The organism is Bradyrhizobium sp. CCH5-F6, from assembly GCF_001556045.1.
Taxonomy (GTDB): Bacteria; Pseudomonadota; Alphaproteobacteria; order Rhizobiales; family Xanthobacteraceae; genus Bradyrhizobium.
Genome location: NZ_LSIC01000172.1, coordinates 1 through 25,294, shown reverse-complemented (window position 1 = coordinate 25,294; position 25,294 = coordinate 1). Strand labels below are relative to the sequence as shown.

Genomic DNA, 25,294 nt, shown 5'->3' with positions numbered 1-25,294 from the left:
AACCTCCTCTTGCTGCGTGGGGCGGCTCAGCCGGTGAGCCTGGCGAGATATTTGTTCCAGAAGGCGACGAGCCGCTCCAGCCGCGCGTTCTCCTCGTCCGAGAGGATGGTGCAGGCGCGGTGCAGGCTGCGCGTCATGCCAATGGCGTAGGCGATGTTGCTCCGCTGGAAGATCTCCGGCTTGCCGACGATCTCGTCCTTCAGCTTTCCGCTGGTGATGGCGACGATCATCTGGCGGTTCTTGACGGCGATCTTCTGCTGGCTCTCCTGCGCCTGCGCACCGGTCGAGGCGAGCAGGATGAAGGCGGCGAGGGCGAGATGCTTGTTCATGGCTCATTCTCCGTCCGTTTCAGGTGATCCGATGAGACGTAGCCGCGCGTCGGCCGCCACGGTATTGCTCCGACTTGCCGACGGATGCCGGCACTCAGTGCAGCCTTCGTCGGCGCTTGCGGCAGCTTCCGTCATGACGGGGCTCGGCGCGGGCTCCAACCGGCCGTTGCGCGCGGCATAGGGGACGTCGGGCTCGATACCGTCCTGGCCGACGACGGCGTGCACCCATCGGTTCTCCGGCTCGTCCCACGCGACCAACAGCGCCCTGTCACCGCCGCTGACCCGTCCGTCCCGCGCGACAACGACCGCATAAGACCCGCCATGTGCGTCGCCTCTTTCGCTGCTGATCGCGACGCCGCGATATCCTGTGCGGGCCCTCCCGTCATACATGGCGATGGCGACGCCGCGCCTGCTGGTGATGGCGGAGGCCCCTTGCGCAATGGCAATGCCGCCGAGGCCAGCAACCGCCTGTCCTCCCTGGGGTTCGCTCCCGTCTCCGGCCTGGAGGTTCAAGGCAATTCCTTGGTCTCCCGCAAGCGCCAGGCCGTGCTCGCATATTGCGAGGCCTCGACTTCCGGCCCGCGCGACGCCCCGGCCGGCGACCCATGCCACGCCACGTTCTCCGGCATGAGCCTCGCCGTCACAGATCGCGACGCCGTCGTTTCCGACCACCGCGAGTGAGGGAGAGCACCCGCGATTCGGGTCGCCGCGCAGGACGGCTTGAGGAGCAACAGGAACAGGGATCTGAAGAGGGATCTCCTCTTCCGACCCGGACAAGACAACCCATCTCTCCCCCCAGGTTCCCATGGGCGGGACAGGTCCGCGCCGCGACGACACTCGGGCGACACCCCCGTGCCCAGCGACCGCAACATGCCCATCCAGCACGGATTCGGCGCCGACCGCGCGCAACGCCGCGACAGCACCCCGCAACGTGCCCCGGTAGAGCGCCGTCCCGTTCCGAAAACCAATCTGCTCGCCGCCACCCGGATGGGGCGCATGTTCGCCGTCGACCCGGACAAGACACCACAGCGCTCCATCGGTGAGCGCAAGCTCACCTCGCCCCCAGGGCGCTCCGAACCACCATTGGCCATCCTTTCGGCCTGCCGCCAGCTCTTCTGCCGGGATATTGGCGCAAAGAACGACGATGTCGTCTTCTCGCATCGGCTCTCGCAGGATTTCCGCTTGCGGATCATGGCTGCGGGCGGCATCCCACCACTCCACGCCAACGTCGAATGTCGGCGGGCGTGGCATCGAGGTTGCACTTCGCGGCTCCAGGCGTTTGCCGTCCCATATCGTGGAAGGCCCCATCATCCCATCAATCTGCCGGAACTGGCCATTCGCATAGCGATAAAGTCCGGGCTCGACGCCGCCTGACAAGGAAGAGAATACCGTAAACTCGTCCTCGTCCGAATCCTCGCGGAAGATCAGTGTCGCTTGCTTGCCCAGATGGATGTCGGCATTGGTCCCCAACGCCGTTGCGATCATGATGGCGTTTTCGCCGATGTCCAGGTCCTCCACGGCATACTGCGCCACGCCGATCCCGTCACGCCTGACCTCGAGGAAGCAACAACCCCTCGTCGAGACCGCGATGCCCCCCCTCACGTTTCCCCCAGATCCACAGGAGATGGCGGCGCCGCCATACCCGGCATCGACAGTGCTGAACCTGCTGAAAGAAGTGGCGATCGCCACACCGTAATTTCCGGCCCGCGCCGTGCCGCCCCCCTCGACAACCGACATCCCCCCTTCGCCGGAGAGCGCCGTACCCCGCACACCGGCGATTGCCACACCGGCAATTGCCAAGCCCGCATAATTTACCAAGTAGCGAGGTATGACCTGGTCCGTCGCCAGGTCCGTCATCCCAACTTCGGCGAGGCCGCAGAAACCGGCACGGGCAAGGCCTCCATGACCCGCGGTCGCTGTACCGAAATCTCCGGCCAAGGCAACGCCGGAGCGATCCTGTATCGCCGACAGTGGCGTCTTCAGGGACGCATCGTTCCCTCCTGCCGCAAAAACACTCAGCGCCGCCATCCGCGCGCCGCAGAACAGCACGAAACCCGAGGCGAAACTCAACAGGCCGGGGATCGCCACCCCGTCCATACCGACGGTCGGTTCGCACGGGTCCTCAGCATCGATCTCGACCACAGCCCACACCGGGAAGTCGAGGTGAGCCAGCGCGTGTGGTCCACTGAGGTCCAGAAGGCCTGTGAAGCGGAGCGGTGTCGCGAACGTGCCATCCATTTCATAGGACCATTGGATCCTCTCGAAACGTCCGTATGCCGGGAGGCCCAGTTGTTCCCCATCACTGTCCTGACAGGCGCCGCAGAGCACCCGGTAGGGGCCTTTATGAGGGCTTCTCATCAGATCCGACTCCAGTTTTGTCCCCATTTGAGCGCGCGGCGCGATACGCCCCCAGGCGCTCGCGGAGACGCCCGGCGATGCTGTTGTAACGATCCTGCCCGTCCCAGAAGACGAGACGGCCGCGTTCGTGGATCGGGCTCTTCAGCTCGATGACAAAGAAGAGCTTGCCTTCGAAGGCCGGCAGATCCATCGAGCGCAGCTCCTGCACCTGCGCCCAGGGGACATGCACGGTCGTGATGTCGCCCTCCCGGTAGCCGACGCCCTCTTCCGTCAACTCGCGGATGACGACGAGGTCCCGGCCGAGGCTCCGCAGCGGCCTCTCGTCCCGGAGAGCGGCAATGGCTTCCTGCAGCGTACCGAATGCGAATCCGGCGATCGCGATCGTCACGAGCGTGCCCATCGGGATCGGACCGAAGGCGACGAGTTCTTCCCGCAATGACCGGGTTCCGAGCCCGGCCCACCATTTGCGGATCGTCGGGAACCCGTTTTCGGGCACGAACACGAAAATGACGTAAATCGCCAAGACTGTGGCGAAGGTGCCGAGGGCGAAGAATATCGCGAATTTCAGCGGCTTGGAGGGCCGCTTGAGTGAACCGTCGAAAGCATCCCTGAAGGTCTCGCCGGTAGCCGGGGCACTCTGTTCGCTCATCATCCCGCATCCTTCGCCAAGCTGGTCTTTTCGATGGTGACGGAAGTCTTCATCATGGCCCCCTCTTGCCAAAACGTGGCGCAAAGACACGCGTGTGGACACGCTTCGCGTGAGATTTCCTGCCGGCATTCTTCAGTCATGGCGCACCTTCGAGCCAGCGCTTCGGATCGACCCAATGTCCCTCCCGCCGCATGGTCAGCGTAAGTGGGGCCGGCATCGTTTCGCCAAGCCAAGCACCGGCGGCAACGCACGCGCCAAAACGGAGGGCCGAGGCCAATAGCGGCCCATAACGCAACTCGGTTCCGTCGCTATGCCGGATCCAGATAAAACCACCACCGTCCGGTGCTGCTTCGAACTTGATAAGGCGTCCCCCCTGCATCGCCCTCACAGCGAGGCCTGCTCGCGTGCTGAAAACAAGAGCCGGGTGCAACACGGCTTTCCCGAGGATAGGGTGCATACGGTAGCCGAAAGGTCGTTGGATGGCTGCGTCCACTGGAGACGCCTTGGTGGACACTGCAGGACATTCGCGGGCGAATGCCCCGAAGGGCTGTATGATCAACGAACCGAGCAGCACGGCCAGGATGTGGTAAAATCTCACGATCCCCCCTCTTCGATTCGGTAAAGCTCCATATCGATTGTATCGCTGTCTCCGAGAATGCTCTGAAGGCAGGGGACAGGGTTGCTACCCGAACTGCTGGCACAGGCGAGCCGGTGGCTCGGCGCGTTGTTGGTGCAGGCGCTGAAATCGACCTCGACATAGGTCGGACCATGTGTCGTCTTGTAGGAGACGCGGGCGCAGGTCGCGACTTCACCATAAAACTGGCTTTCGCGGACGCGGCCGTAGCCGTCCCGGCCCAGGCAGAGGATTTCCGCAGCGTTGGTGCGTTCGGGCTTTTCGCCCTTGGACAGGACCATCCAGCAACCGCCGGCGGCGAGAGGCGGCCGCTGTTCAGCGCCAGCACATAGCGCTGGAATGACGAAAGCCGAGGCGATGAGTACGAAATAGGCCCAATGATTCCGCATCAAATGCTCCTGTTGCATGGATATGCTGGTCGCACGGTGTCCAGCCGGCTCAAGCGGACCGGCCGGGGAATTGCCGGGCGTCGCCGTCGCTCGCGCGACCGCGCTCCAGCTTTACAGTGAGCAGAACGCCTCTCTCACCGTGCAGCGGCCCTTAGCGTCCTGCTCGCACTCCGCCAGCGTTACTTGGCGTGCGGCCGCGAGCGACCCGCGCCAATCCGTCCACCAATTGCCATCGCTCGTGGTCACGAGGGCGGCGCAAGCATTGAAGAACCAGAGCCGCACCCGGCAGCCCGGCAGTCCCCCGGCCATACAAAATCGCACCGCAGCGGCCTCCGCGCGGGCACGGGATTCGTAGCCGTAAGCCTTTCCCCATCGCAGGGCGCCCTTGTCGCTGTCTGAGATCGCGATGGCGCCGTAGCTGGACCGGCTGGCACCGCTGCCTGGTGCTGGTCCAAAGGGCGAGAGTCCGTCATTCGATCCGGCGCAGGACCTGTAGCACTGGTTGTCGATGCCGTTGCACATCATCGAGCACTCGTTGTTCTGAGCTGCGGCCGGAAAGGATAGAAGCAACGCCGCACTAAAACACAGCGCCGACAGAATACCGGCGAGACTGAGATAATCAGATTTCGACATTTTCGTTCTCGATTGTGTCAGTAAATATTGACCCCTTCAAAGTGACATTCTTTAGTCTAAGCCTATCTCCCGCATTCGGGCGGTAAATCGGGACTTTGGTCCCGAGACTTTGGTCCCGAGATTCTACGGCGTTGGGAGACGAAGTCGGTTGTAGATGGCGACCAGTCGGCTATGGGTCGCCCGGTCGAATGCCGGATCGCTATCGTTGCGCCGAGAGTATGTTCCCGTCAGCAGAATCGGAATGCCTGGCAGACTGACCGAGCAGGTCGCATTGCGATCTTTAGCTATAGGCTTTGCGATGCAGGCAATCGTTGGATTGCCGCCTGCTGTACTGGTCCGTGCTGTTTCGCCCGTCGATAATCCGACGATATCGGTGATTATCTGACCAGCTGTGTTGGCTCCATCCTGGTCCGGGGCACCCCGTTGAACAATCGGCTTTTTCAGCACGTAGAGTGTTACGGGGCGATCGCCTGCGAAAGAGATCGTTGCGCGCGCAACATACGGCGCGCCCGCTGGGGGATCTATATTGACTTCATATTGCGTAACTTTCTCCGCACCGTCTCCACTTCCGATCGGCGGCAGAAGCTTCGCCACCCCGCCCGCAGCCTGAATACGTTCGGGAGTCGGCGCGGGTGCGGGCTCGGAGCTTGTAGTCAGTTGCAGCGCTTCGTTTGCGATTTCATTGACCCGGTCGAATGCGCTGCCCGTCTTGCTTCCCACGCCCGCGGCCGTCGCCCAGCCCGACAGGGGAGGCTTCGTGCTCGCGTCTTCCGCCTTCGCTTCCATAGCCCCAGCAAGGGACAGGGCCGTCACCACCATGAGAACTCGATGCATCGCCGCACTCCTGCTTTTCATTTCTTTTAACATAAAGTTTGTAAAAAGCAAGAGCGCCATCTAACGTGGACGAAAGGGGTGGCAGGGAGGGCAATTGCTAATGACAGAATATATGTTAAAAGCATCTCATGAAGCTTGATCAACTCGCAACCATCACCGACGCGACAGTTCGGCAAATTCGCTTTCTGATCGCGGAGGGCTTTGTGCCGTCACCTGATGGAGGGCGGACCTATGCCAGCTATGACGACAAACATGTCCGTGCGATCCGACGATTCCAGCGCCTCAAGGCGCTCGGGTTTCCCAATGCCGCGATCCGCATCCTGCTGGATGCGCGGGAGGGCGTGCCGATCCCGGTTGTCGAGGGCGTCACCCTCATCGTCGCGTCGGAACTGATTGGCGGCGATCTGGATGTTGGGCCGATCGTCGAGCGCGCGGGTGCCCGGTTGCGCGAGGCGTTGGGCAAGGTGAGGCCAAAGGCGTCCAAAAAACGTGCCGCTGGTTGATATAGGCAAATGGAGTGCGGATCGCGTGGAAAAGAAGGGCTGACATGACGGAGCCGCTGATTGATCCGCTGATGCCTTTTTTTCGGCCTGCCGCAGCGCCGCCCCCGCCTCTTCTGCTGTCGCGCACCGACATCCATCTGTGGCTGACGCCACCCATGGCCCGGCTGCGCATCCATCGCGCCTTCGACAATCAGGAGGGCGTGCCGATCGAGGCCGTCCTCACCATGCCGCCCGCGCTCGATGGCGAAGTCGTGCATGGCGTAGCGGTCACCATCGGCGGGCAGACATGGACGGCGCATGCTCGCGCCCATCGCCGTGGCGAAGGGGAATATGATGGAGCTGCCATCGACGGTAATCGCGCCGTCTTCCTTGAGGAAACAAAGCACGGTTGGCGCGTGCTATCGATCGCAGGTATTCGGCCCGGCGAGCGCGCGTCAATCGACTGCGACAGCGTCGTCGGTCTCGAAGTTGGCGAACAGGAATTTCTATTGCGTCCCGGTATGGACCGGGATCGCTCTGTTACCCGATTGCCTGACCATCAGGTGCCACGTCGGACAGACATTCACCACCCCGCAACGCTGACCATTTGGGCGACCGAGGAGTTCGGCGTTCATATGATGGGTCAGGATGTGCCTATCGGGATACCCATGCCGATTGATGGCGCGCCTCTGGCCCTTCGTATCAGGGTGCCGGCTACCGTACCGCGTACAACATCGACGCAGCCGGCCGACATTGCGGCCGAGACAGCCCTTCATGCGGCGAGGCAGATCAGCACCCTTCTTGCCAATCCCGCTGTGGTAGACCGGCAGGCGATCCGCGCGCTGGCGATTTCCGCCAATCTGCTGACAGCTGAGACAAGCCTCGTCTTCGTAGGCCCTGAAGGCGAGGCGAGCGGTGTCTTGCCGACCATGCGCAAGGTGGCGCTCGTCGACCGGCCGCGTTCGCCGGGCGAGCCGATGGTGCCAGCCGCTCCAACCGTCATTCCCGAAGCGTCGCCGCCCGCTCCATATCCGCCGGAGGTCCCGCCCGAGGTCCCGCCGGTCGTGCCGGGACGAGCCCGATTTCGCCTTCCACGCTTTCGGCTTCCGTCGTCGGGTGGCGGTCTCACGTCGCCAAGCGCCCCGCCGCCTTGGAACGTTCGGTTTTCTAATTGGCTACGCCACGTTGTGCGCCGCCGGCCGAAACCGCCGCCGCTCCCCGAACTCGGCGCGCGCCTGGTTGCCGCAGCGCCTCTGGTGTTCTGGCGACAGGATGGCGCGCTCGCTCTGCGCTCCGGGGACGCGAGCCATCTGCCCGAGGCCGTCGCCACACTGGTACGGGAGATCGCCGTCGTCCCGGAGGTCAGCGCAACGGGTCGGGCTTTGCAATTGGCCCCCGAACAACTTGCCATCGGTTTGCTAGCCATGGCAGCAAGCAAACATGCGGGAACACCGCCCGGCCTGCTCGGCTATCTGTTCCCAGACGGTCCTGATACGCCGCCGCCGCCTGTTAGCAGGCTAGCCCGCCGAATGGGGATTGCATGAAGGGATACCGCTCAGGACTCGTGATTGTCTTCCCCATCGCGATCGCTATGGCGGCCTCGCCGGCAGAAACGCGAGAGCGGGGTCCCCTCCTCGCACCTTGGGGCGATCCAGGTATCCGCTTCACACCCGATCAACAGCGCGGTCCCTGGGCGCGTCGATGGGTTGGGGGGAAAGGGGCGGTCAGGATGATGCTCACGATCTACCGCTCGCCCGACGACGCCGAGCGCGTTGCAAATCTTGCGCGTGGACTGGGCGAGAGTCCGGCAGATGATGACGATGCAGCCTTCCTCCACACGTTCCTTCCGAACCGATGGCCGGTCAGGGGGCGCGCGCCTCAGACCATCGCCTACAGCGCCATTGCACGCGGCCTGTGTGTCGACTTCTATATCGGGCGCAAGAGGACAGTGCGCTACAGCCTGTGCAGTGCCAGCCGTCCGAATAGCGCGGCAGTGGCCACGGTCCTGACGCCGAAAGGCGAGGACGGCGCAACAATGGCAGCACTTTTATTGGCACGCTATGCCGCGCGCCACCCCGTGCGTGTGGCCGAGCCGGATTGAGGTCGGCAGCCGAAAGCATTCGCCGCCCCGCTTACTCGACGTAGAGGCCTCCGCCTTTACAAGGGATTCGCTGTGCTTTCGTGCCACTTGCCCAATGAACCGGCCAGTCCCAGCTTCCTGCAATCGACTCGCCCAAAGCCGGGCCTGCCCGTCAAGGCCGCAGCGCTCGCGGCGGGCGGAGCGGCGCTTCTCGCGCTGGCTGGCTATTTCATGTTCGCTGAACCGCGTGTGATCTCCGATACGGCGATTGCTGAGACCGATGCGGATTCTGCTGCCTGCGATAAATCAAACCGTCCCATCGGCGAATGGGCGGCGGGCGCGAACCCGCCGCCGTCCTTCAACGCCTCCCGGAAGACGCTGCGGATCGGCCTGCCGAGGGTCGGCTCGCCTTGCGGAGGTCGTCTTCCAGTAGCACGCGCCCCGCCAGCCGGGCGTCGCCGAGATCGAGATCGATCACGAGGCTGCCGCCGGCGGTAATGCGCGACGAAAAGACCACCGGCTGGGAGCGAAAGCTGAACTGCTGGCAGGCGATCTCGAGCGATTTACCATTCTTCAGCACTTCGCGTAGAGCAAGGGCAGGCACGCGATCTGCATGGCCTCCGAGCGTCTTGCGGAGCGCCAGTGAGGTATGAATCGAGATAGGAAGATTATGTGCGGTCATGAGCGTTCTCCATGGTCAGCCGACATCACCCGCACGATTGCGGATTGGTCGGATGGAGGAGAAAACTTGCTCAAGTCATAAGCCGCCTATAGCCCACAAATGCTCGCAAGACAACTGGAAAAGTGCAAGAATACCGGTCTGCCGGCGTCCATTTTCAAGGATTTTGGAGACTTTCGAGAGTAATTCCGGGAAATTGATTTTCGTGTTAGGATCTGCGTTCCCAAAACATGGCCGGCGACGTCAGGTCTCCACCGGCGGACCTACCTGTTGAAGATACCCGATCGCGGCGGGATGGCCTTAGGCGGCGAGGATTGGTCCGCTGGGCCAAGGCGGAGCCCGACGCCGCTTCGGCCGATTTCCGGAAGACGCTCGAACTCGCTCCGCCTGACAATATCAGGCAACACTGCGAAACGTCGCTCAAGGAGATCGGACAGGGCAAGACGCGATTCGAGCCGGCGGACTGGAAGGCCTCCGCCAGGTAGCCTGCGACTTTCCAGGCGCCAAACCGTCTTCCAGCCAGCCTTGTGATGACCGCGAGCGTCCACAGGACAGCAAATAAAACGATCAGCTTCCGGATATCAGCGCTTTGTTACAAAACACGTCTCATTGCGCGTCCGCCGCACCCTTTGATCGTCCCGAGAGCCATGAGCAAACGGTGGCGGCAATAGCCCCGTAAATCGCGTAAATCAAAACCGCCCCGCCGCCTAGGCTGAACAAGAAGAGGCCGACCAGCGCGCTTATGACGAAGCCTATTCCCGCAGTCTGAATGATGCGCCCGGCAAAGGTCGTTATGGCCGCAAGACGCGAATCAACCAGTCCTGTAAGGGCGGCGGGAATGAGCCCCACCTTATAGGAATAAGCGAACATGACGCCGAGAAACATCGGCGGCTCCCACGGTCTGACGCCGATGACTATCGCCGTGCCGAGCGCCAGAAGGAAGCCCACGGCGGGGCCAACGATCAGGAAGATAAGTGCGCGTTTCATTTCGATTGACCGCAATCCGGATCGCACTTTCGGCAACTCTTTGGATCCTCCCGAGAGCCGTGAGCAAATGACGGCGGCAATGGCTGCGTAAATCGCGAAAATCAAAACCGCCCCGACGTCGTGTCTGAGCAGGAAGAGGCCGATCAGCGCGCTTATGATGAAGGCGGCTCCGGCGGTCTGAAGGATGCGCCAGGCAAACGTCGTTCTGGCTGCAAGACGCCAATCGATCAACCCTGCAAGGACTGCCGGAACGATTCCCATCTGACAGGAATGGTCGAACATGACGCCAAGATACCAGCCCAGCACCGCGAGCGTCACGACGAGTCCGCAAAAAGCTCCAAGAGTTTCTTGTGCAGTATTCATCCAGTATCACTCCATCAAATAGGCAGGCCCCGACGCTGGATTTCCTGTTTCAGCACCGCTTCGGACTCTGTCAAAACCAGCGGATTCAGAACTTCATTCCATTGGGCAAGCAATTCCTCGTTGGTCATGACGGAGAACAACGCCGGAAGGTTTGGCGGATTATGAAGAGGCATAAACCCGATAGGGGTTGCAAACTCACCGCCACCATCGTCGAAGAGCGTCTGGGCTAGGCCCCCAGTCAACATGCACCGATGTGGGCCCTCATTCGCAACAACGCCGTGGTGCAAAACCGGCCCCTCCAGGAAGACGACGCCGGCCAGCGGCCATATCTCGGCAGCTTCGCAAACACCGGGGTCGATATGCCGAGGGATCAAAAGGTCCAGCCCGTTCCAGTCTGACCAGAACAGGCCAACGGCCGCACCGGCACCTTTGACGCGTACGAAATAGAGCTTCGTTTGATCCGATGGTATGTCGTCGTCCATCGCAACTCCCCAGCAGCGAAATCTCTTTTAACAAATTTTGTGTAAAAAGAAAGACTGGCAATTTGGGCGCCCGCAAGAAAGGCGACTTTGACAAGGGGAGCGGTAGCGCGGATTGCGGGGGCGAAGATTTTGTTTGTAAAAGCCTGATCAGCGGCCGTCAGGACTGCCGTCAACAAAACAATCGATAGCGCAATGCCGCACCCGGATGAACCCAGCGCGGCGGACCATGCCGTCGGCGCCCAGTTTCAGCAGGATGGTGCAACCACTTATCGCGAGGACCCAAATGGTCCGCTCGGTGGCCGTTGCAAGGTGGACAGCATTCGCAGGTTCACATTCGTAAGCCAGAGTCCAGCGAGCAAACCATGTCGGAAGCCGCGACGTCGCGCAAAGGCCCGTGTCGCGTCAGAAACCAGGACCCAAAATCCCTGTTTTCCGCAATTTGAAAAGGTGCTGCACAATGATGCAGGCATTTTGGTCATGCTCTACAGTCAACACCCATAGCCCGCGATCACGTATACGCCTCCTGAGAGTATCTCAAGCCAGTCAACGGCGACAAGGGACCGTAGGTCTCGCGACAAAAGTCTCGACGAAACCATTATCGCACGGACCTTCGGCTGATTGACCCCCACCAGCCGAATGATAATTGGTCTGGATTGCCTCACTCGAAGCACCATGGGTTTCGATCGCTCTATGGCCAGCTATGTATCGAGGAGGAGTATCGGCGCTGGCTTGCCGCAAACATCTTGCGCACCGAACCCCTCGCGTCAGCGCACAAACCAGCCGTCGGCTCTGCGCCATGCCGATGGAACCGCTGGCATGGATAACCCGGCAGCCGAGCCGAAATCGCTTGTCAACCAATACCAGGAGTGAGCGCAGGCCAGGGCTCCTGATGAACAGTTTTGCGTCGAAACTTGGAGAAATAGCATTGAAGGCATGGTTTCAGCGGCTGACAGATCTCACTTCAATTGCTCGCACGGAAGACATGCTCAAGGATGCGCTTCCCGACTTCGCCGCAGAGCTTGGATTTGACAACTATGCCTATCTCTATATTCACCCGTCCCGAACCTACGCTGTCTCGAACTATCCGAAGGAGTGGCAAAGGCGCTATTTCGAGGCTCGCTACACCTCGATCGATCCGGTCGTGAGAACTGCCGCGACGACGTTGCGTGCATTTGTCTGGAGCGGAGAGCACAGGCAGCGCTCAGAATCGAAAGAGATCCGCCGCTTCTATTCCGAAGCCGGCGACCACGGAATCCGTTCGGGCATCAGCATCCCCGTCCGCACGGCCCGCCGGCATATGTCGATGCTGACGCTCGCATCGAGCAGGCCCACGCTCACGCTGGAACACGACATTGACCAAATCGCGGCTGTCACTGCCGTCGCCTTCCTGCACGCCAAGATCGAGCAGCACAGCACAACTCCGACGGCGCAGTTGAGCCTCAGCCTGACACCCCGGCAAGCCAACTGCCTCAAATGGTCTGCGGAGGGAAAATCGATGAAGGCAATCGCGACGATCGAGAACATGTCGTTCGCGACCGTCAACTTTCACCTCAACAACGCCCGTAAAAATCTCGATGCCGTAAGCCTCGCGCAGGCCACAGCGCTCGCGACAAAGCTCGGCCTGATCTGAACGGCGATCAGTCGGCCGGCGTCTCCGGCACATGCCCGAGCACATCGAGCAGCGTCGACAGCACGGTCTGCTGCGCGTGGACGTCGATCATCGCCCTGACATAGGCAAGCATGGCGGCGTTGGGCGCGCCCTCCGGCGCGGGATGTTGACTGGCTTCCGCGTGTCGCATCTCGGCGACCTCACGGAGGTACCGATGTTTTCGGATCGCCTCGATAACGATTGGCTCCAGAGCGCTTTTCGGCAGCCCTCCGGTCAGCCCTATGATGGGCCTCAGAACTATCTTCGCCTGCGGCTCTGCCTGATCGTCCCCCGAATGTATCATCATCTCAGATCTGCGTCGTGCGTCCGCGGTCCGCCCCCGCTGACAGAATCCTGTGACCCCAAGCCGGGGGGTAGAAAACCGTGTCCACACGGCCCCATGACCTTTAGCACCGAGGCGCCTGGACATACGTCACAGGCCCCCGGCCAAATGGTCAGAGGATGTGGTGCCGTTGCGGCCGGCACCAACCGGTAGACAGGGGCTTCTACTCCCCGGGACGGCGCGTACCGTCTTGATTCGCTTATAAGGCCACGGCCTCTCCAACGCCAGAGCTAACGTCCCGATCGGGATGAATTTCGCCACTTTTTGCTCATGCGGATCAAATCATCCCGATCAGTTCTTTTCGTTGCGCAGGCCGCGAGCGAGTGCCATAATCATCCCGATAGGGACGATCATGCAGGCGACTGGAATCAAGGATAGTAGGAGCCTCGGGGCAATCATCCGGGAGGAACGCAAAGCCCAAAGGCTGACACAGGAACAACTCGCCGGCCTCACGGGCGTCGGCGTCCGGTTCGTGCGCGAACTCGAAGCCGGCAAGGAAAGCTGTCAGATGGGCCGCGCCCTCCAGGTCGTGGCCGCCCTCGGCCTCAACCTGTCGGCGGGCCGGCGCGGGGACGCGGCTTCATGAGCCGTTTGCTCGACGTCTATTTCCGCGACGCGAAAGCTGGAACCCTGAAGCAGGACGATAGCGGAGCCCTGGGTTTTGCCTATGACGCGGGCTATCTCGCAGGGCCGGAGCCGCAGGCGATCTCCTTCTCCATGCCGCCCCGGGAAGATCAATATGGCGATCGCGTCGTTCGACCGTTCTTTTCCGGTCTCTTGCCGGACGAGGGCGCGCGTCAACGTCTCGCCAGCGCGCTTGGCGTTTCCGCCGGTAACACATTCGGTCTGCTCGAAATCATCGGCGGCGAGTGCGCCGGCGCCCTGTCGCTCTATCTTCCCGGCCAGATGCCACCGCCTCCAGGCGATGACGGCATCGAGATCCTCGATGACAGACGATTGCGGGAGATTCTCGGCAAGTTGCGCGAACGGCCGCTTCTGGGGGGCGAGGACGGCGTGCGCCTGTCGCTTGCCGGCGCGCAGGACAAGCTCGCGGTCGTCATCGAAGGCGAGGCCATCGGCCTTGCGAAGGGCGGCCGGCCCACGACGCACATCCTGAAGCCCGTCATTCCGTCGCTGAACGGCGTCGTCGAGAATGAGTTGTTTTGCATGCGCCTTGCCGCGCGCACGGGGATTCCGGTCCCGAAGACCGCGATGCGGCGTGCGGACGACATTCCGCTTCTGCTGGTCGAGCGCTACGACCGCATCCGGGGAAAGGACGGAGTGGTCGCACGGCTGCATCAGGAGGACTTCTGCCAGGCTCTGAGCGTGCCCCCGGAGCTGAAATACGAAGACGAAGGCGGCCTTGGCGCGAAACGCTCCCTGGAGCTGATCGACGCCGCCTGCGCGCGCCCGGCCGCCGACCGCCTCCGTTTCATCCGCATGCTGGTCTTTCATTATCTCGTCGGCAACGCGGACGCCCATGCGAAGAACTACGCGCTGCTTTACAGAACGAAAGTCCCGGATGTCGCCCCGCTCTACGACGTCGTATGCACGGCCGCCTATCCAAGGCTCGCCAGGAAGCTGGCAATGGCTATCGGCGGGCGCTCCGTTCCCGACACGATCCAGTTGCAGCATTGGCTGACGCTCGTCCCGGAGACGCGCGGCGCCGAGCGGCTCCTGATCCGCGATCTCGCCGATGTGGCCGGGCACATAGAACAGGAGGCGGACGCGTTGCTCGCCGAGCTCAATGACGAAGGCATCGATCACGCAATTCTCGGAACCGTTCGCGGCATCATCGCGACGCGCGCCACTCACCTTCTCAGGATCGTCGAAAAGGAATGAATTGCCTGGGATCGTCTCCTCGCACGATCCCGCCGATGCCCGGCGGATCGATGTCGTACCGCACAGTCGAGGTTTGCAGAAGCCAGGGAATCTCTTCGGCGACCAATCCCATTCACCGGGAGAAAAGCATTGCCTCACATTGAGATTTTGCGCGAATTGCGTAAATTGCGCGAAATCGAAAGGATACGCTCATGCCGCATGTTCGGGCCGTCCCTGCCAGCGATTTCTCGCGGAATTTTGGAAAGTATCAGGACGAGGCGATCAAAACCGGCATCATCAACGTAACCAGCCATGGTCGCGTTGTTGGAGCCTACCTCTCGGCGACCGAGCTGGAGCATTTCGAGCGCCTCAAGCGAAGGGAACGTGAGGTCCTGAAGATCGGCGAACTCGACGATGAAACGCTCGCTGCGATCGAAGCTGCCGAGTATGGCTCCGAGCCCAGGTGAGTATCCCGACGCCGAAGCCCGGCCTCGTCATCCGCTACAGCTTTCTGTGGAGCTCGGAACGCGAGCGGGGTTCTGTCGAAGGGGCGAAGGATCGACGCTGCGCAATCGTAGTGGTGGTCCCTCACGGCGACGACGAACAGATTCGCACTGTCGTCGCACCCATCACGCATAGTCCGCCCGAAGATCCCCACACATCGCTGGAAATACCGGCCGCTGTGTGCCGGAGTCTGGGACTGGATGGCGTGCGGCATTGGGTGCGGTTCGACGAACTGAACCGCTTCACGTGGCCTGGCTATGATGTCAGGCCCCGACCGGATGGGTCTTATCAATAGGGATGCTGCCGCGCGCCCTGTTTGAGAAGCTCCGCAATGGAATTATCGAGGCACAGAAAGCCCGATGTGGTCGCGTTGTTCCCCGCGATGATTAGGGTTGCGCGAGAAACGCCTGTCATCCCGTAGGCGCAAGCAGCAATCAATCACGGCGAGCTCGACCGGTTGGCGCCGATGCCCGACAGATCGATGCGGATGCCCGACTTATTGGGATCGCCGCTCGTCGGCTCCTGCGGCTGAGATGACCGCCCGGCCTCGGCCGGTTGAGGCATTTCCTTTTCCTCCTTGACCTCCGGCGGTTTCGGGCCGCCCGGATCGGGCGCGGTGAACACCGATGTTCCCTCGAACCGGCCACGCTTCCAGGCATCGATGGCATCGTCGAGAACCTGCGGCATGACCTCCTCGGCCGTCGGCCGGCCATACCATTTCCAGACGATCCGCCAGACCTTGCCGAACAGGGCGGTGCCCATCCGGATGTTCTTGCAGGAATCGAAAAGATCGGCCGACAGCTCGGACGGGTCGTTGACGCCGACGCCGGCGGGAAACTGCGTGACGCCGACGCGCACGACGGCATGGCCGACCTGGCTGCGAACGAGCTCGAGCGCTTCTTCTGGCGTCTTGACCGGCGGCACGAGGATGATGCGATTGCCGCTGCGGACGATCACGGCGAGCGGATCGGGCGATCCCGCCGCCTTGATGAACGTCTCGATGATCGCGGGCTTCAGGGAAGGGTCGGCGCATTTCTGGATAAGGTCGGCATCGAGGGCCATGGGCGGATTCCTGCTTAACGGTTGAAGGCGGTGACGAGGGGAAGGTCGAACAGCCGCGCCCAGGCTTCGGTTGCCGCGCGCTGAATCGCCGCAACGGATGTGCCGGCGGCCCACCATCCGTTGGCGATGGCGACGATCGTGTCCGGCCGATGCAGCATGGATTGCAGGACAGGCCAGACCAGAAGCTGCTCATAGCAGATGAGCGGCACAACCCGGCGGCCGGCAACCTCGACGACGGGATCGGCGAAGAAGGTCGCCCCCGCGCCGCCGCTTTCTCCGAGCCATGCCCGCCAGGGCTGCCACATCGACACCGGCACGGACATTCGCGAGCGATAGAGGACGGAAGCGCCGCGCGCGCCGGCCGACACCATGACATTGTCGTAGCCTGCCGGATCGATGTCAGCCCCACCGGCAACCACGGTGACGTCGCGACCGGCAAGCGCATCGGTCCAGAAGCGTTCGACGGTCGGTGTCAGCAGGCCCAGTGTGCTTTCGGGGAGAACAACGACCTTCGCACCCGCGCGTTCTCGCTCGAGCACCAGCTCAACAAGGGCGTGGTGCTGATCGAGGGCGTTGCCCTGTCCGAGCGAGGCGCTCAGCGATGTATCGATGCCCTGCCATTGATCCGGCGGGGACGGGAAGGTCCAGGACATCGCCGACCAGAGCCAGGCGCATGCAAGGACGAAGGTCGCGACAGGCCACAGGCGCATCGTCATGGCGGCGAGGCCACCCACCGCTGCTCCCAGCCCCCACCATCCCCAACCGGGAAAAAGGACGCCGGCGGCCGTGATCGGATGCGCCCATCCGACGATGCCGAAGGGCGGGATCGCCATCAGCGCGACGGCGATCAGATACCGGATGGCGATCCAACGCCGGCGTCGGCTCCACAGCGCGGCATGGACTGCCACGAAGCTGATGGAGGCGGCAAACCAGAGCAGGATGCCGGCCCAGACCGTCGTGCCGAAGAAGGTGGCGACGCTCTGCGGCAGACCGCGCGAGGCGGCCAGGAAATATCCCGCCGACACCGCCGCGGCCGTGATGCGGCTTTTCGATCCCGCCCAAAGCGCCGGAAACAGCATCGCGAGGGGCAGGGCGAGCACATGGCCGCTCCAACCGATGCAACCGACGACAGCGGCCGCAGCGACGAGAAGAAGGACGAGGAAACGATCAGGGATCGAAAACGAGGACCGGCCGCGCCAGGCCGAGAAGACCGGCCTCCGGAACCGGCCCGAAATACCGGGAATCATAGGAACCTGCGAAAGATGCGTGAAGGAAGATAAAGCCGGGCGGAACGAAGACGCCCGACCAAGGTGAGAGAGACCGGCCCGCGCCGTCGATGACGCTGAGACCGGAGCGGGGCAGCGGCATGCCATCGATCTCGACGCCCGCGCCGATGACGACAACGGCGCCGGAACGCGCGACGATCGTCTTGATGAGCGGGGCCGAGCCGCCGTCACACGGCCCGCGCCGGAAATATCCGCGCTCGAGGCCGAAGTCGGAAACCGGCCCGGGCGGTGGGCAGATGAAGACGAGATCGCCGACAGCGGCCGGCCGATCGAGCGGCGCGATCCGCCAGAGCCCGAGCGGCTCGCTCGGCGTCAGATTGAGGCGCAGGCCGCCGAGCCAGGCGATGCCGGCAACCGCCGCCATCATCATGCTCGCCCCCACCAGAACCGCAACGACCTGCCGTTGCCGCCCAGCCCTTTTCCTTCCGGTTGCCACTCCCTGTGCCGGCGATCCAGCTTCGCGCCCGACGGTCGACGTCATTGCAGCGTCAGCTCCTTCGTCTGCGTCTGGCGGACGATCTCGGCCTCTTTGAGGGCGGCGGCCGTGCGTTGCTGTGCGGCGAGCTGCTGCGCGGTCCGCAGATCCGGCCAGGCCGCTTTCAGATCCTCTTTCTGCGCGGCGTTCATGCCGTCCGAAAGTGTCTTGAACACCTTGCCGTCCGCTTCCCTGGCAGCGATGCCGGTGAGGCTGCGCTCGCCGAAACGCTCGGAGACGGCGTGAGCAAATCCTTCGAGCTCCGCCTCGACCATCTTGTCCTCGAGGGCGAACTCAAGCGCCGACGGGAGATCGTTGCGGTCGATGGCGTCGCGAATACGTTCGAGCGTCTGTTTCGCCGATGGCGATAGCGCCGGAATATCGACCGCGACCTTCAGCCTGGTGGCGCGCTCCTCCGCTTCGTAGCGGTGCTCAGCCTCGCTGCGCAGGCGCAGATAGCGTTCGAGATCGCGGGCAAGCGCCTGTGCGTTCTTGCCGGCCAGCTCGCGCTCTTGCTTGTCGGCGCGGCTGGCGAGAAGACCCGTCTTTCCCTTCAGGGCGCCAAAGCTGTCCGGCTTTTCCGAAAGTTTCGACAGGGTAGTCGCGGCGGCTTGCCTGTCCTTCAGCATGGCATCGACATCGACCTTGCGGAAGGACGATTCCGGATCGGAGAAGACGAGGCGAAAGCGCGTGGAAACGTCCTCCCACTGCTTCTTCAGGGCGGGATCGGCAACGAGCTTGTCCTCGACAATCTGGCCGATTGATTTGGCGAATGTGGTGATGCCGGCGACCATCGGCTTTGCCTCCCTGACGACATTGGACATGACGATGTTGGGCGCGGTCTGTTTCGGGCGAAGGCCGAGGCCGATCCGGGCGCCGACAGCGGCAAGGCGCGCGCCGAGATCGGCGAGCTTTTGCTTCTGCCGGACGGTCCAGCGCAGTCTGTCCGCGACCAGCGTGCGGGCCACGCGCATGAGATGAAGACCGCGCGTTTCGGAAAAGCGCAGCGCGGCGCGATAGGAGGATGCACGCTCGTAGTCGAGCGTCGTTTCCTTCGAGCCGTCGCGCGACAGACGCTCGCTCAGCCTTTGCATCGCGAGGTGCCGGATCGGCACGACCTGCCAGCTATTGCGCTTGGCCGTGGTCCCATCCGGCAACGTGACCGACTGCGCGCCCTTGTGCTCGAGGCCGATGCGATCGCCGATCTCGGGATTGGCATCCTTCATCGCGCGGGCAAGGTCGACGCCCCAGATCGTGCGCTGCTCGCCCTCACGGTCGGATAGCGTGACGAAGTAACTGTCGCGGTTCTCCGGCCTGTTCTCGAAAGGCGCTTCGCCATGATCGACCAGGACGCCGCTGGCCCGATTAGTGAACTCCGCCATGCCGACATAGAGCTCGGCCGTCTCGCGATGGCGTGTCATGGCGACATAGGTCAGATGTCGGTCCAGCGTGCTGGATGCCAGCACCTTCACGCGATCGACGGTCGCGCCCTGCGACTTGTGGACCGTCGTTGCATAGCCGTGGTCGACATTGGCATAGAGATGCTGTTCGATCGTGACCCGGCGGCGGCCTTCGCCTTCGCCGATCTCGGCGACGATCCGGCCGGCCGCGGCTTCGACGACATTCGCGAGCATGCCGTTCTTCACGCCGAGCGATCCCTCATTCTTGAGGAACACGATGCGGTCGCCGGCGGCGAACTGGCGGATGCCGTCCTCCGTTCGGAACGCAAAGCCCTCGCCGACCAGATCGCGTTCGACGAGTTTGGCACGCGCCATCTGGTTGAGTTCCCGCACGTCGCGGCGGCGATGGGCGAGGATGAGGCTGGACTTCGCGGGATCGTAATCCCGGTTCCAGTCCTCGATCAGCGCGCCGATCGCCTCGGCCCGCGTCCATTCAGTTCGCACCATGCCGGCGTCTTCATAGGCGTCGAGGGCGCGCGCCACGTTTCCACGCGCAAGATCCAGCGAGGCGTCGCGCATCCACTGCTCGCGCTGACGGTAGACGGTTTCGAGTTCGGCATAGCCGATGCGGTCGGCAATCGCGCGAAAGGCGGCGCCCGCCTCGATCGGCTGAAGCTGATCGGGGTCGCCGACCAGGACCAGCTTGGCGCCGGCCTTCGTCACCGTTTCGACGAACAGCGCCATCTGGCGCGATGACACCATGCCGGCCTCGTCGAGCACGAATACGGTCTTGTCGTCGAGCTGGTCGCGGCCCTTGCTCCAGACGAGCTCCCAGGACGCCAGCGTGCGGGACGCGATGCCGGCTTCCTTCTCCAGCCCCTCGGCCGCCTTGCCCGCAAGGGCTGCGCCGACCACGCGGTAGCCGGCCGTTTCCCACACCTCCCGCGCGGCCTTCATCATGGTGGTCTTGCCGGCGCCGGCGCGGCCGACGACCGCCGCGATCCTCGCCTCGCCGGCGACATGCGCGATCGCGACACGCTGCTCGTCCGAGAGCCGGGAATGGCGCTCGAAGGCCGCCGTCAGCATCCGCTCCCCGACGTCATGCGAGGAGCGGCCGGCGAGCCAGATCGCCTGACGCGCCATTCCGGCTTCGAGCGCAATCAGCTCGCGCGTGGTGTATTTCGCGGGCTCGCGGGCGCCCGACGCTAGAGCGATATGCTCGCGTTCCAGACGCAGGACGTCGGGGTCCTGGAGGATCCGCGCCATCAGATCCTGGAAGGTCGCGGCATCGTCGACATAACGATGCAGCACCTTGGCGATGTCGCGCTCGGTGAAGACGCTCATCTCGCGCGTTACGAGATCGAGGACGATCTCCGGACGTCGCAAGATCCGCTCGCGGTTCTCGGCCTTGCGCTCCTTGAACAGCGCAATGCGTTCGAGCTTTTCCGACGAGCCTGCCTTCTTCTCCTTCCGGTTGATCGCATTGGTCGCGACGCCGATGTGAGTGGTGGGCACGAGATCGATGCCGCGCTCGGCATAGGAGCGGCCATCGACGCGGATATCGAGTCCGGCGAGCGCCAGATGCTTGTTCTGGAGCGACAGCCACCCTTCACGCTGCTCGAGGAAATCGACCTTGTCGCCCGACCAGAGCCGGTAGACGATCTTGCCGGCTTCGGTGCGCAGCGGCGCGCCGTCCTCGCCGATGAGCGGCACCTTCTTCGCGCCGAAACCGGACTCCACCAGAGGCCGCAGCGTGGTCATCAGATGGATGTGTGGATTGCCGGGTTCGTCGTGGAACACCCAATCCGCCACCTGCCCGCGGGCGAGCACCTGGGTTGCAACGAACTCTTTGACCAGCGCGATATTGCGGTGGACGTCGAGCTCGACCGGCAGGGCGATGATGAATTCCTTGGCGAGCTGCGCGTCGGAGCGCTTCTCGAACGCCTCGACCGCGTTCCAGAACGCTTCGGCGGCGCCTGCCACCGAGCGATCGGCGATCATGGCCTTCGCCCATTCCGGCGCGTCGGGCGGCAAAAGGAACTCTTCGTGCCGCAGGCCGCGCTTGGCCGAATAGTCGACCGTCCGCCCCTCCGCCTGATGCTCCATCCTCGCGCAGTGCCGATACGCGGCCGACAGCACGGCGCTGCGGCCGGAGCCGCGCGAGATGAGCTGGGGCGTGAAATGCGTGATGGCCAAGGCGGCGCGATCTCCCGGTCGAGGACGAAACAGGCATGTTCATCGGGAGCGGCGGCGGGGCGCCGCCAGACCGGGACAACCCCGGCCGGTGGCCGAGCAGGGCGTCGCGACAGCGACGTATTACTGCGCCCTTGGACCGCTCCTTCGGAACGGTCGGGATGATTTCAGGCGGCGTCGGCCTTGCCGACTAGCTTTTTTATTAGTCGCCCCATCGGCCGACATCCGGGATTCTCCATGCAGACCAGCAACGCTCACCGGCATGGAGGCTCAACCGGAAATGAAGAAACCTTCCTCGAAAATCCGCGAAGAAATCGCCCGCCTGCAGGAACAGTTGAAATCCGCCGAGACACGCGAGGCCGAACGGATCGGGCGCATTGCGCTCCGGGCCGGGCTCGGCGAAATCGCGGTCGAGGAGAGCGATTTGCAGGCGGCCTTCGAGGAACTCGCGGCAAAATTTCGCGGGAAGGGCGGAAAGGCGACCGGAAGAAAAGGCGGAGCCGATACCGGCGGCGAGAATGGCGGCGCCGGCGCGAAGGTCGCGACTGGCGCGGCTGCGGATGGCGCTGGCGAGGTGTGAACGCATGCGCCAGGCGTCATCGACCGAAGCCCGCAGACAAGACACGCGCGAGAAGATCGAGCTCGGCGGCCTGATCGCGAAGGCGGGTCTTCGCTATGAGAAGCGCGCGGTCCTCCTCGGCGCGCTGATCGAACTCGGCCGCAGGCTGAAGAACGACGAAACGGAACGGGCGCGGCTCGCCGCGATCGGCGCGGAGGCGTTCGGCCGTGACGGCGAATAGGCTCCTGCTGCTGATCGTGCCGATGGCGCTGATGCTCGGTGCCATCTTCGGGCTGAACGGCGTCGGACAGAGCCTTGCCGTTCTCGGCAAGACGGAGGCGCAGCGCCTCCTCTACGTCCGCGCCGGGGTCGCGATGCCCTATATCGTGACAGCGGGAATCGGCGTCATCTTCCTGTTCGCGACCGCCGGCTCCGCGCATATCCGCGCGACCGCGTGGAGCGTCATCGCCGGATGCGTGTCGGCGATTTCCATCGCCATCGCACGCGAGGCGATGCGCCTGTCCGCGCTTCCCGCAAGCGCCACGTCCGGCCGCTCGCCGCTGGCGCAGATCGATCCGGCGATCATGGTGGGAGCCGGCATCGTGCTGATGGCCGGCATCTTCGCGCTGCGCGTCGCGGTGAAGGGCAATGCGGCCTTTGCCGCGCCGGCCCCGAAGCGCGTTCGCGGCCGGCGCGCGCTGCACGGCGATGCTGACTGGATGCCGATGCCGGAGGCCGCAAAGCTCTTCGGCGAGGCCGGCGGCATCGTCCTTGGCGAGCGCTATCGCGTCGACAAGGACAGCGTGGCCGCCGAGCCGTTTCGCGCCGCGACCCGAGAGAGCTGGGGGCAGGGCGGCCGCGCGCCGCTGCTCTGCTTCGACACCTCCTTCGGCTCCTCGCATGGCGTCGTCTTCGCCGGCTCCGGCGGCTTCAAGACGACATCCGTGACGATCCCGACCGCGCTCAAATGGGGCGGCGCGCTTGTCGTGCTCGACCCATCGAACGAGGTCGCGCCAATGGTGATCGACCATCGGCGCGCGGCCGGACGCACCGTGCATATTCTCGATCCGCGGGAACCGGGAAACGGCTTCAACGCGCTGGACTGGATCGGCCGCTTCGGCGGCACGAAGGAAGAAGACATCGCCGCCGTCGCCTCATGGATCATGAGCGACAGCGGCGGGGTGCGCGGCGTGCGCGACGACTTCTTCCGCGCTTCCGCCTTGCAGCTCCTGACCGCGCTCATCGCGGATGTATGCCTCTCAGGTCATACGGAAGAAAAGAGCCAGACGCTCCGCCAGGTCCGCGCCAATCTGTCCGAGCCGGAGCCAAAGCTCAGGGCGCGGTTGCAGGAGATCTACGACAACTCGACATCGCAGTTCGTGAAGGAGAACGTCGCCGTTTTCGTCAACATGACGCCGGAGACATTCAGCGGCGTCTATGCCAACGCCGTGAAGGAAACCCACTGGCTGTCCTATCCAAACTATGCCGCGCTCGTGTCCGGCTCGGCCTTCGTCAGCGACGACCTCGCCGGCGGCGACACCGACGTGTTCATCAACCTCGACCTGAAAACGCTGGAGACACATGCGGGGCTCGCCCGCGTCATCATCGGCGCCTTTATGAACGCGATTTACAATCGCAATGGCGAGGTGAAGGGACGAGCTCTGTTCCTGCTCGACGAGGTGGCGCGTCTCGGCTTCATGCGGATTCTTGAGACCGCGCGCGACGCCGGACGCAAATACGGCATCACACTGCTGTTGCTGTTTCAGAGCATCGGCCAGATGCGCGAAACCTATGGCGGTCGGGACGCCGCGAGCAAATGGTTTGAGAGCGCGAGCTGGATCTCGTTCGCGGCGGTGAACGACCCGGAAACCGCCGACTACATCTCGAAGCGCTGCGGCATGACCACGGTCGAGATCGACCAGGTCAGCCGCTCGTCGCAAGCGTCGGGTTCGTCGCGGACGCGATCGAAGCAGCTCGCCTCGCGGGCGCTGATCCAGCCGCACGAAGTGCTGCGCATGCGCGCCGACGAACAGATCGTGTTCACCGCCGGCAACGCGCCGCTGAGGAGCGGCCGCGCGATCTGGTTTCGGCGCGACGACATGAAATCATGCGTCGGGGAAAATCGGTTTCAACCGGAAGGGAAACCATGATGGGCGCGCGCGGCACGTTGGTCGGCGCGGCATTGGTGCTCGCCGTGACCGGCATCGTCTGGATCGTCAATGACGACCGTTTCGGGCGGCCGGCCGCAGTTCCGCATGAGGGCCCGTCCATAGAGGAATTCACGATCCCGCCTTTGCCGCCGATCGATACGCTCCGGGCGAGGTTTGCACTCTGCGACGGACCGATCCGCACGAACTGCGTCGTCGACGGCGACACCTTCTGGTTCAAGGGGGACAAGATCAGGATCGCCGATATAGACGCGCCGGAAATTTTCTCACCGCATTGCGAGGATGAGAAGCATGCCGGCGCAATCGCGCGGGATCGCCTTCTCGTCCTGCTGAACGCCGGTGGCTTCAGCCTGCAATCGGGATGGCGCGACGCCGATCGCTATGGCCGCAGGCTGCGCACGATCACGCGGGACTATTCCTCACTCGGCGAGATGCTCGTCGAGGAGGGCCTGGCCCGCCGCTGGAACGAGCCAGCGCGCGATTGGTGCGCGTTGGATTGAGCCGGCGCGACAGCCCGCATGTTCGTCGGTCTCGCCGGCATGGCCGGCGACGGTCGAAGGATCGTCGGCGTATCATCGCCAACATGAATCGATGAGCCACGAGCGATTCAGAAAACCAATTGGACGTCGACTCCCGGCTGGGAGATTCTGTCGCCATGATCGCACAGCCCTATCAGCTTTATGTCGAACGAACCGACACGGCGAAAAACATGGCCAGATTCTACGCCATGAGCATCGAGCCGACCCTGTTTGGCGATGTCTGCCTGACGCGCCGCTGGGGCCGGATCGGCGCGCAGGGTCAGATGATGGCGCATCATTTCCTCCGTGAGGAAGAAGCTGTCGGACTGTTCCTCGAACTGCTGCGCCAGAAGCGCAATCGCGGCTATCGCCCCACCGGAAAAGCGGCGCAGGCGTAGCCGCGCCACGGCGGGCGCCC

27 protein-coding genes are annotated in these 25,294 nt (G+C 63.4%); 12 read left to right on the top strand and 15 right to left on the bottom strand.

All coding sequences use genetic code 11. The annotated features are described in order from the left end of the window. Positions 1–26 precede the first annotated feature (26 nt). The 7 genes from AX729_RS28915 to AX729_RS28885 form a co-directional block, all read right to left on the bottom strand. Entirely contained in the window at positions 27–329 is a 303-nt protein-coding gene (locus tag AX729_RS28915) for a hypothetical protein (protein ID WP_061027589.1), read from the bottom strand. A gap of 3 nt (positions 330–332) precedes the next feature. Beyond that, positions 333–2,567, bottom strand: a complete 2,235-nt coding sequence (locus AX729_RS28910; RefSeq protein WP_061027588.1) for a hypothetical protein — start codon at positions 2,565–2,567, stop codon at positions 333–335. A 103-nt stretch (positions 2,568–2,670) separates the two neighbouring features. Then, positions 2,671–3,339 (bottom strand): hypothetical protein, encoded by a 669-nt coding sequence (locus AX729_RS28905; RefSeq protein WP_061027587.1) that lies wholly within the window; start codon positions 3,337–3,339, stop codon positions 2,671–2,673. A gap of 133 nt (positions 3,340–3,472) precedes the next feature. After that, positions 3,473–3,934, bottom strand: coding sequence for a M23 family metallopeptidase (locus tag AX729_RS28900; protein WP_061027586.1), 462 nt, complete (start codon positions 3,932–3,934; stop codon positions 3,473–3,475). Next, on the bottom strand, positions 3,931–4,359 hold the full coding sequence (locus AX729_RS28895; RefSeq protein WP_061027585.1) for a hypothetical protein: 429 nt from the start codon (positions 4,357–4,359) through the stop codon (positions 3,931–3,933). Before AX729_RS28895 ends, AX729_RS28900 begins: the two co-directional genes overlap by 4 nt. A gap of 111 nt (positions 4,360–4,470) precedes the next feature. After that, the gene (locus tag AX729_RS28890; protein WP_061027584.1) at positions 4,471–4,992 is read right to left on the bottom strand and encodes a DUF4189 domain-containing protein; all 522 of its coding nucleotides are present in this window, start codon (positions 4,990–4,992) and stop codon (positions 4,471–4,473) included. A 123-nt stretch (positions 4,993–5,115) separates the two neighbouring features. Then, positions 5,116–5,886 (bottom strand): hypothetical protein, encoded by a 771-nt coding sequence (locus tag AX729_RS28885; protein WP_061027583.1) that lies wholly within the window; start codon positions 5,884–5,886, stop codon positions 5,116–5,118. Between the two features lie 68 nt (positions 5,887–5,954). Here AX729_RS28885 and AX729_RS28880 point away from each other — a divergent pair, with 68 nt between their 5' ends. The 3 genes from AX729_RS28880 (at position 5,955) to AX729_RS28870 (ending at position 8,409) form a co-directional block, all read left to right on the top strand. Then, positions 5,955–6,329 carry a helix-turn-helix domain-containing protein gene (locus AX729_RS28880; protein WP_061027582.1) on the top strand — a complete coding sequence of 125 codons (375 nt, stop codon included), beginning with the start codon at positions 5,955–5,957 and terminating at the stop codon, positions 6,327–6,329. Between the two features lie 44 nt (positions 6,330–6,373). Beyond that, positions 6,374–7,852: a VIT domain-containing protein gene (locus AX729_RS28875; RefSeq protein ID WP_061027581.1), complete on the top strand. Its 1,479-nt coding sequence runs from the start codon at positions 6,374–6,376 to the stop codon at positions 7,850–7,852. A gap of 185 nt (positions 7,853–8,037) precedes the next feature. Then, positions 8,038–8,409, top strand: a complete 372-nt coding sequence (locus AX729_RS28870; protein ID WP_061027580.1) for a hypothetical protein — start codon at positions 8,038–8,040, stop codon at positions 8,407–8,409. Positions 8,410–8,746: 337 nt separating this feature from the next. On the opposite strand, the gene AX729_RS28865 is transcribed toward AX729_RS28870, so the two are convergent. The 3 genes from AX729_RS28865 to AX729_RS28855 all read right to left on the bottom strand — a co-directional run bounded on the left by AX729_RS28865 (position 8,747) and on the right by AX729_RS28855 (position 10,899). Then, positions 8,747–9,070 (bottom strand): hypothetical protein, encoded by a 324-nt coding sequence (locus AX729_RS28865; RefSeq protein ID WP_061027579.1) that lies wholly within the window; start codon positions 9,068–9,070, stop codon positions 8,747–8,749. A 603-nt stretch (positions 9,071–9,673) separates the two neighbouring features. Further along, complete coding sequence (locus AX729_RS28860; RefSeq protein ID WP_156451634.1) at positions 9,674–10,417, bottom strand: hypothetical protein; 744 nt, start codon at positions 10,415–10,417, stop codon at positions 9,674–9,676. Between the two features lie 14 nt (positions 10,418–10,431). Beyond that, a complete protein-coding gene (locus AX729_RS28855) occupies positions 10,432–10,899 on the bottom strand; it encodes a hypothetical protein (RefSeq protein ID WP_061027577.1) in 468 nt (155 codons plus the stop codon). An 889-nt stretch (positions 10,900–11,788) separates the two neighbouring features. Here AX729_RS28855 and traR point away from each other — a divergent pair. After that, a complete protein-coding gene (traR, locus tag AX729_RS28850; RefSeq protein ID WP_245325437.1) occupies positions 11,789–12,529 on the top strand; it encodes an autoinducer-binding transcriptional regulator TraR in 741 nt (246 codons plus the stop codon). 7 nt (positions 12,530–12,536) lie between these two features. Here traR and AX729_RS28845 read toward each other — a convergent pair whose 3' ends face one another. After that, positions 12,537–12,851 carry a transcriptional repressor TraM gene (locus AX729_RS28845; protein ID WP_063817304.1) on the bottom strand — a complete coding sequence of 105 codons (315 nt, stop codon included), beginning with the start codon at positions 12,849–12,851 and terminating at the stop codon, positions 12,537–12,539. A 391-nt stretch (positions 12,852–13,242) separates the two neighbouring features. Here AX729_RS28845 and AX729_RS28840 point away from each other — a divergent pair, with 391 nt between their 5' ends. The 3 genes from AX729_RS28840 (at position 13,243) to AX729_RS28830 (ending at position 15,178) form a co-directional block, all read left to right on the top strand. Next, entirely contained in the window at positions 13,243–13,476 is a 234-nt protein-coding gene (locus AX729_RS28840; RefSeq protein ID WP_061027574.1) for a helix-turn-helix domain-containing protein, read from the top strand. Beyond that, a complete protein-coding gene (locus tag AX729_RS28835) occupies positions 13,473–14,732 on the top strand; it encodes a type II toxin-antitoxin system HipA family toxin (RefSeq protein WP_061027573.1) in 1,260 nt (419 codons plus the stop codon). Before AX729_RS28840 ends, AX729_RS28835 begins: the two co-directional genes overlap by 4 nt. A gap of 191 nt (positions 14,733–14,923) precedes the next feature. After that, positions 14,924–15,178 carry a type II toxin-antitoxin system Phd/YefM family antitoxin gene (locus AX729_RS28830; RefSeq protein WP_061027572.1) on the top strand — a complete coding sequence of 85 codons (255 nt, stop codon included), beginning with the start codon at positions 14,924–14,926 and terminating at the stop codon, positions 15,176–15,178. A 475-nt stretch (positions 15,179–15,653) separates the two neighbouring features. Here AX729_RS28830 and AX729_RS28825 read toward each other — a convergent pair whose 3' ends face one another. The 4 genes from AX729_RS28825 to traA all read right to left on the bottom strand — a co-directional run bounded on the left by AX729_RS28825 (position 15,654) and on the right by traA (position 21,634). After that, the gene (locus AX729_RS28825; protein ID WP_061027571.1) at positions 15,654–16,277 is read right to left on the bottom strand and encodes a TraH family protein; all 624 of its coding nucleotides are present in this window, start codon (positions 16,275–16,277) and stop codon (positions 15,654–15,656) included. A 14-nt stretch (positions 16,278–16,291) separates the two neighbouring features. After that, positions 16,292–17,524 (bottom strand): conjugal transfer protein TraB, encoded by a 1,233-nt coding sequence (locus tag AX729_RS28820; protein WP_082750797.1) that lies wholly within the window; start codon positions 17,522–17,524, stop codon positions 16,292–16,294. Next, positions 17,445–17,933, bottom strand: coding sequence for a conjugative transfer signal peptidase TraF (traF, locus tag AX729_RS28815; RefSeq protein ID WP_061027570.1), 489 nt, complete (start codon positions 17,931–17,933; stop codon positions 17,445–17,447). Before traF ends, AX729_RS28820 begins: the two co-directional genes overlap by 80 nt. 107 nt (positions 17,934–18,040) lie before the next feature. Continuing rightward, positions 18,041–21,634 carry a Ti-type conjugative transfer relaxase TraA gene (traA, locus tag AX729_RS28810; protein ID WP_061027569.1) on the bottom strand — a complete coding sequence of 1,198 codons (3,594 nt, stop codon included), beginning with the start codon at positions 21,632–21,634 and terminating at the stop codon, positions 18,041–18,043. A 277-nt stretch (positions 21,635–21,911) separates the two neighbouring features. Between traA and traC the strand changes: the two genes are divergently transcribed. From traC to AX729_RS28785, 5 genes are all read left to right on the top strand, one after another. Beyond that, on the top strand, positions 21,912–22,211 hold the full coding sequence (gene traC / locus AX729_RS28805; RefSeq protein ID WP_061027616.1) for a conjugal transfer protein TraC: 300 nt from the start codon (positions 21,912–21,914) through the stop codon (positions 22,209–22,211). 4 nt (positions 22,212–22,215) lie between these two features. Then, a complete protein-coding gene (traD, locus tag AX729_RS28800) occupies positions 22,216–22,431 on the top strand; it encodes a type IV conjugative transfer system coupling protein TraD (RefSeq protein ID WP_061027568.1) in 216 nt (71 codons plus the stop codon). Further along, positions 22,418–24,340: a Ti-type conjugative transfer system protein TraG gene (gene traG / locus AX729_RS28795; protein ID WP_061027567.1), complete on the top strand. Its 1,923-nt coding sequence runs from the start codon at positions 22,418–22,420 to the stop codon at positions 24,338–24,340. The genes traD and traG overlap by 14 nt, the downstream gene beginning before the upstream one ends. Next, positions 24,340–24,858, top strand: coding sequence for a thermonuclease family protein (locus AX729_RS28790; protein WP_197433695.1), 519 nt, complete (start codon positions 24,340–24,342; stop codon positions 24,856–24,858). Before traG ends, AX729_RS28790 begins: the two co-directional genes overlap by 1 nt. A gap of 155 nt (positions 24,859–25,013) precedes the next feature. Then, positions 25,014–25,274: a WGR domain-containing protein gene (locus AX729_RS28785; RefSeq protein ID WP_061027566.1), complete on the top strand. Its 261-nt coding sequence runs from the start codon at positions 25,014–25,016 to the stop codon at positions 25,272–25,274. Positions 25,275–25,294 lie beyond the last annotated feature (20 nt).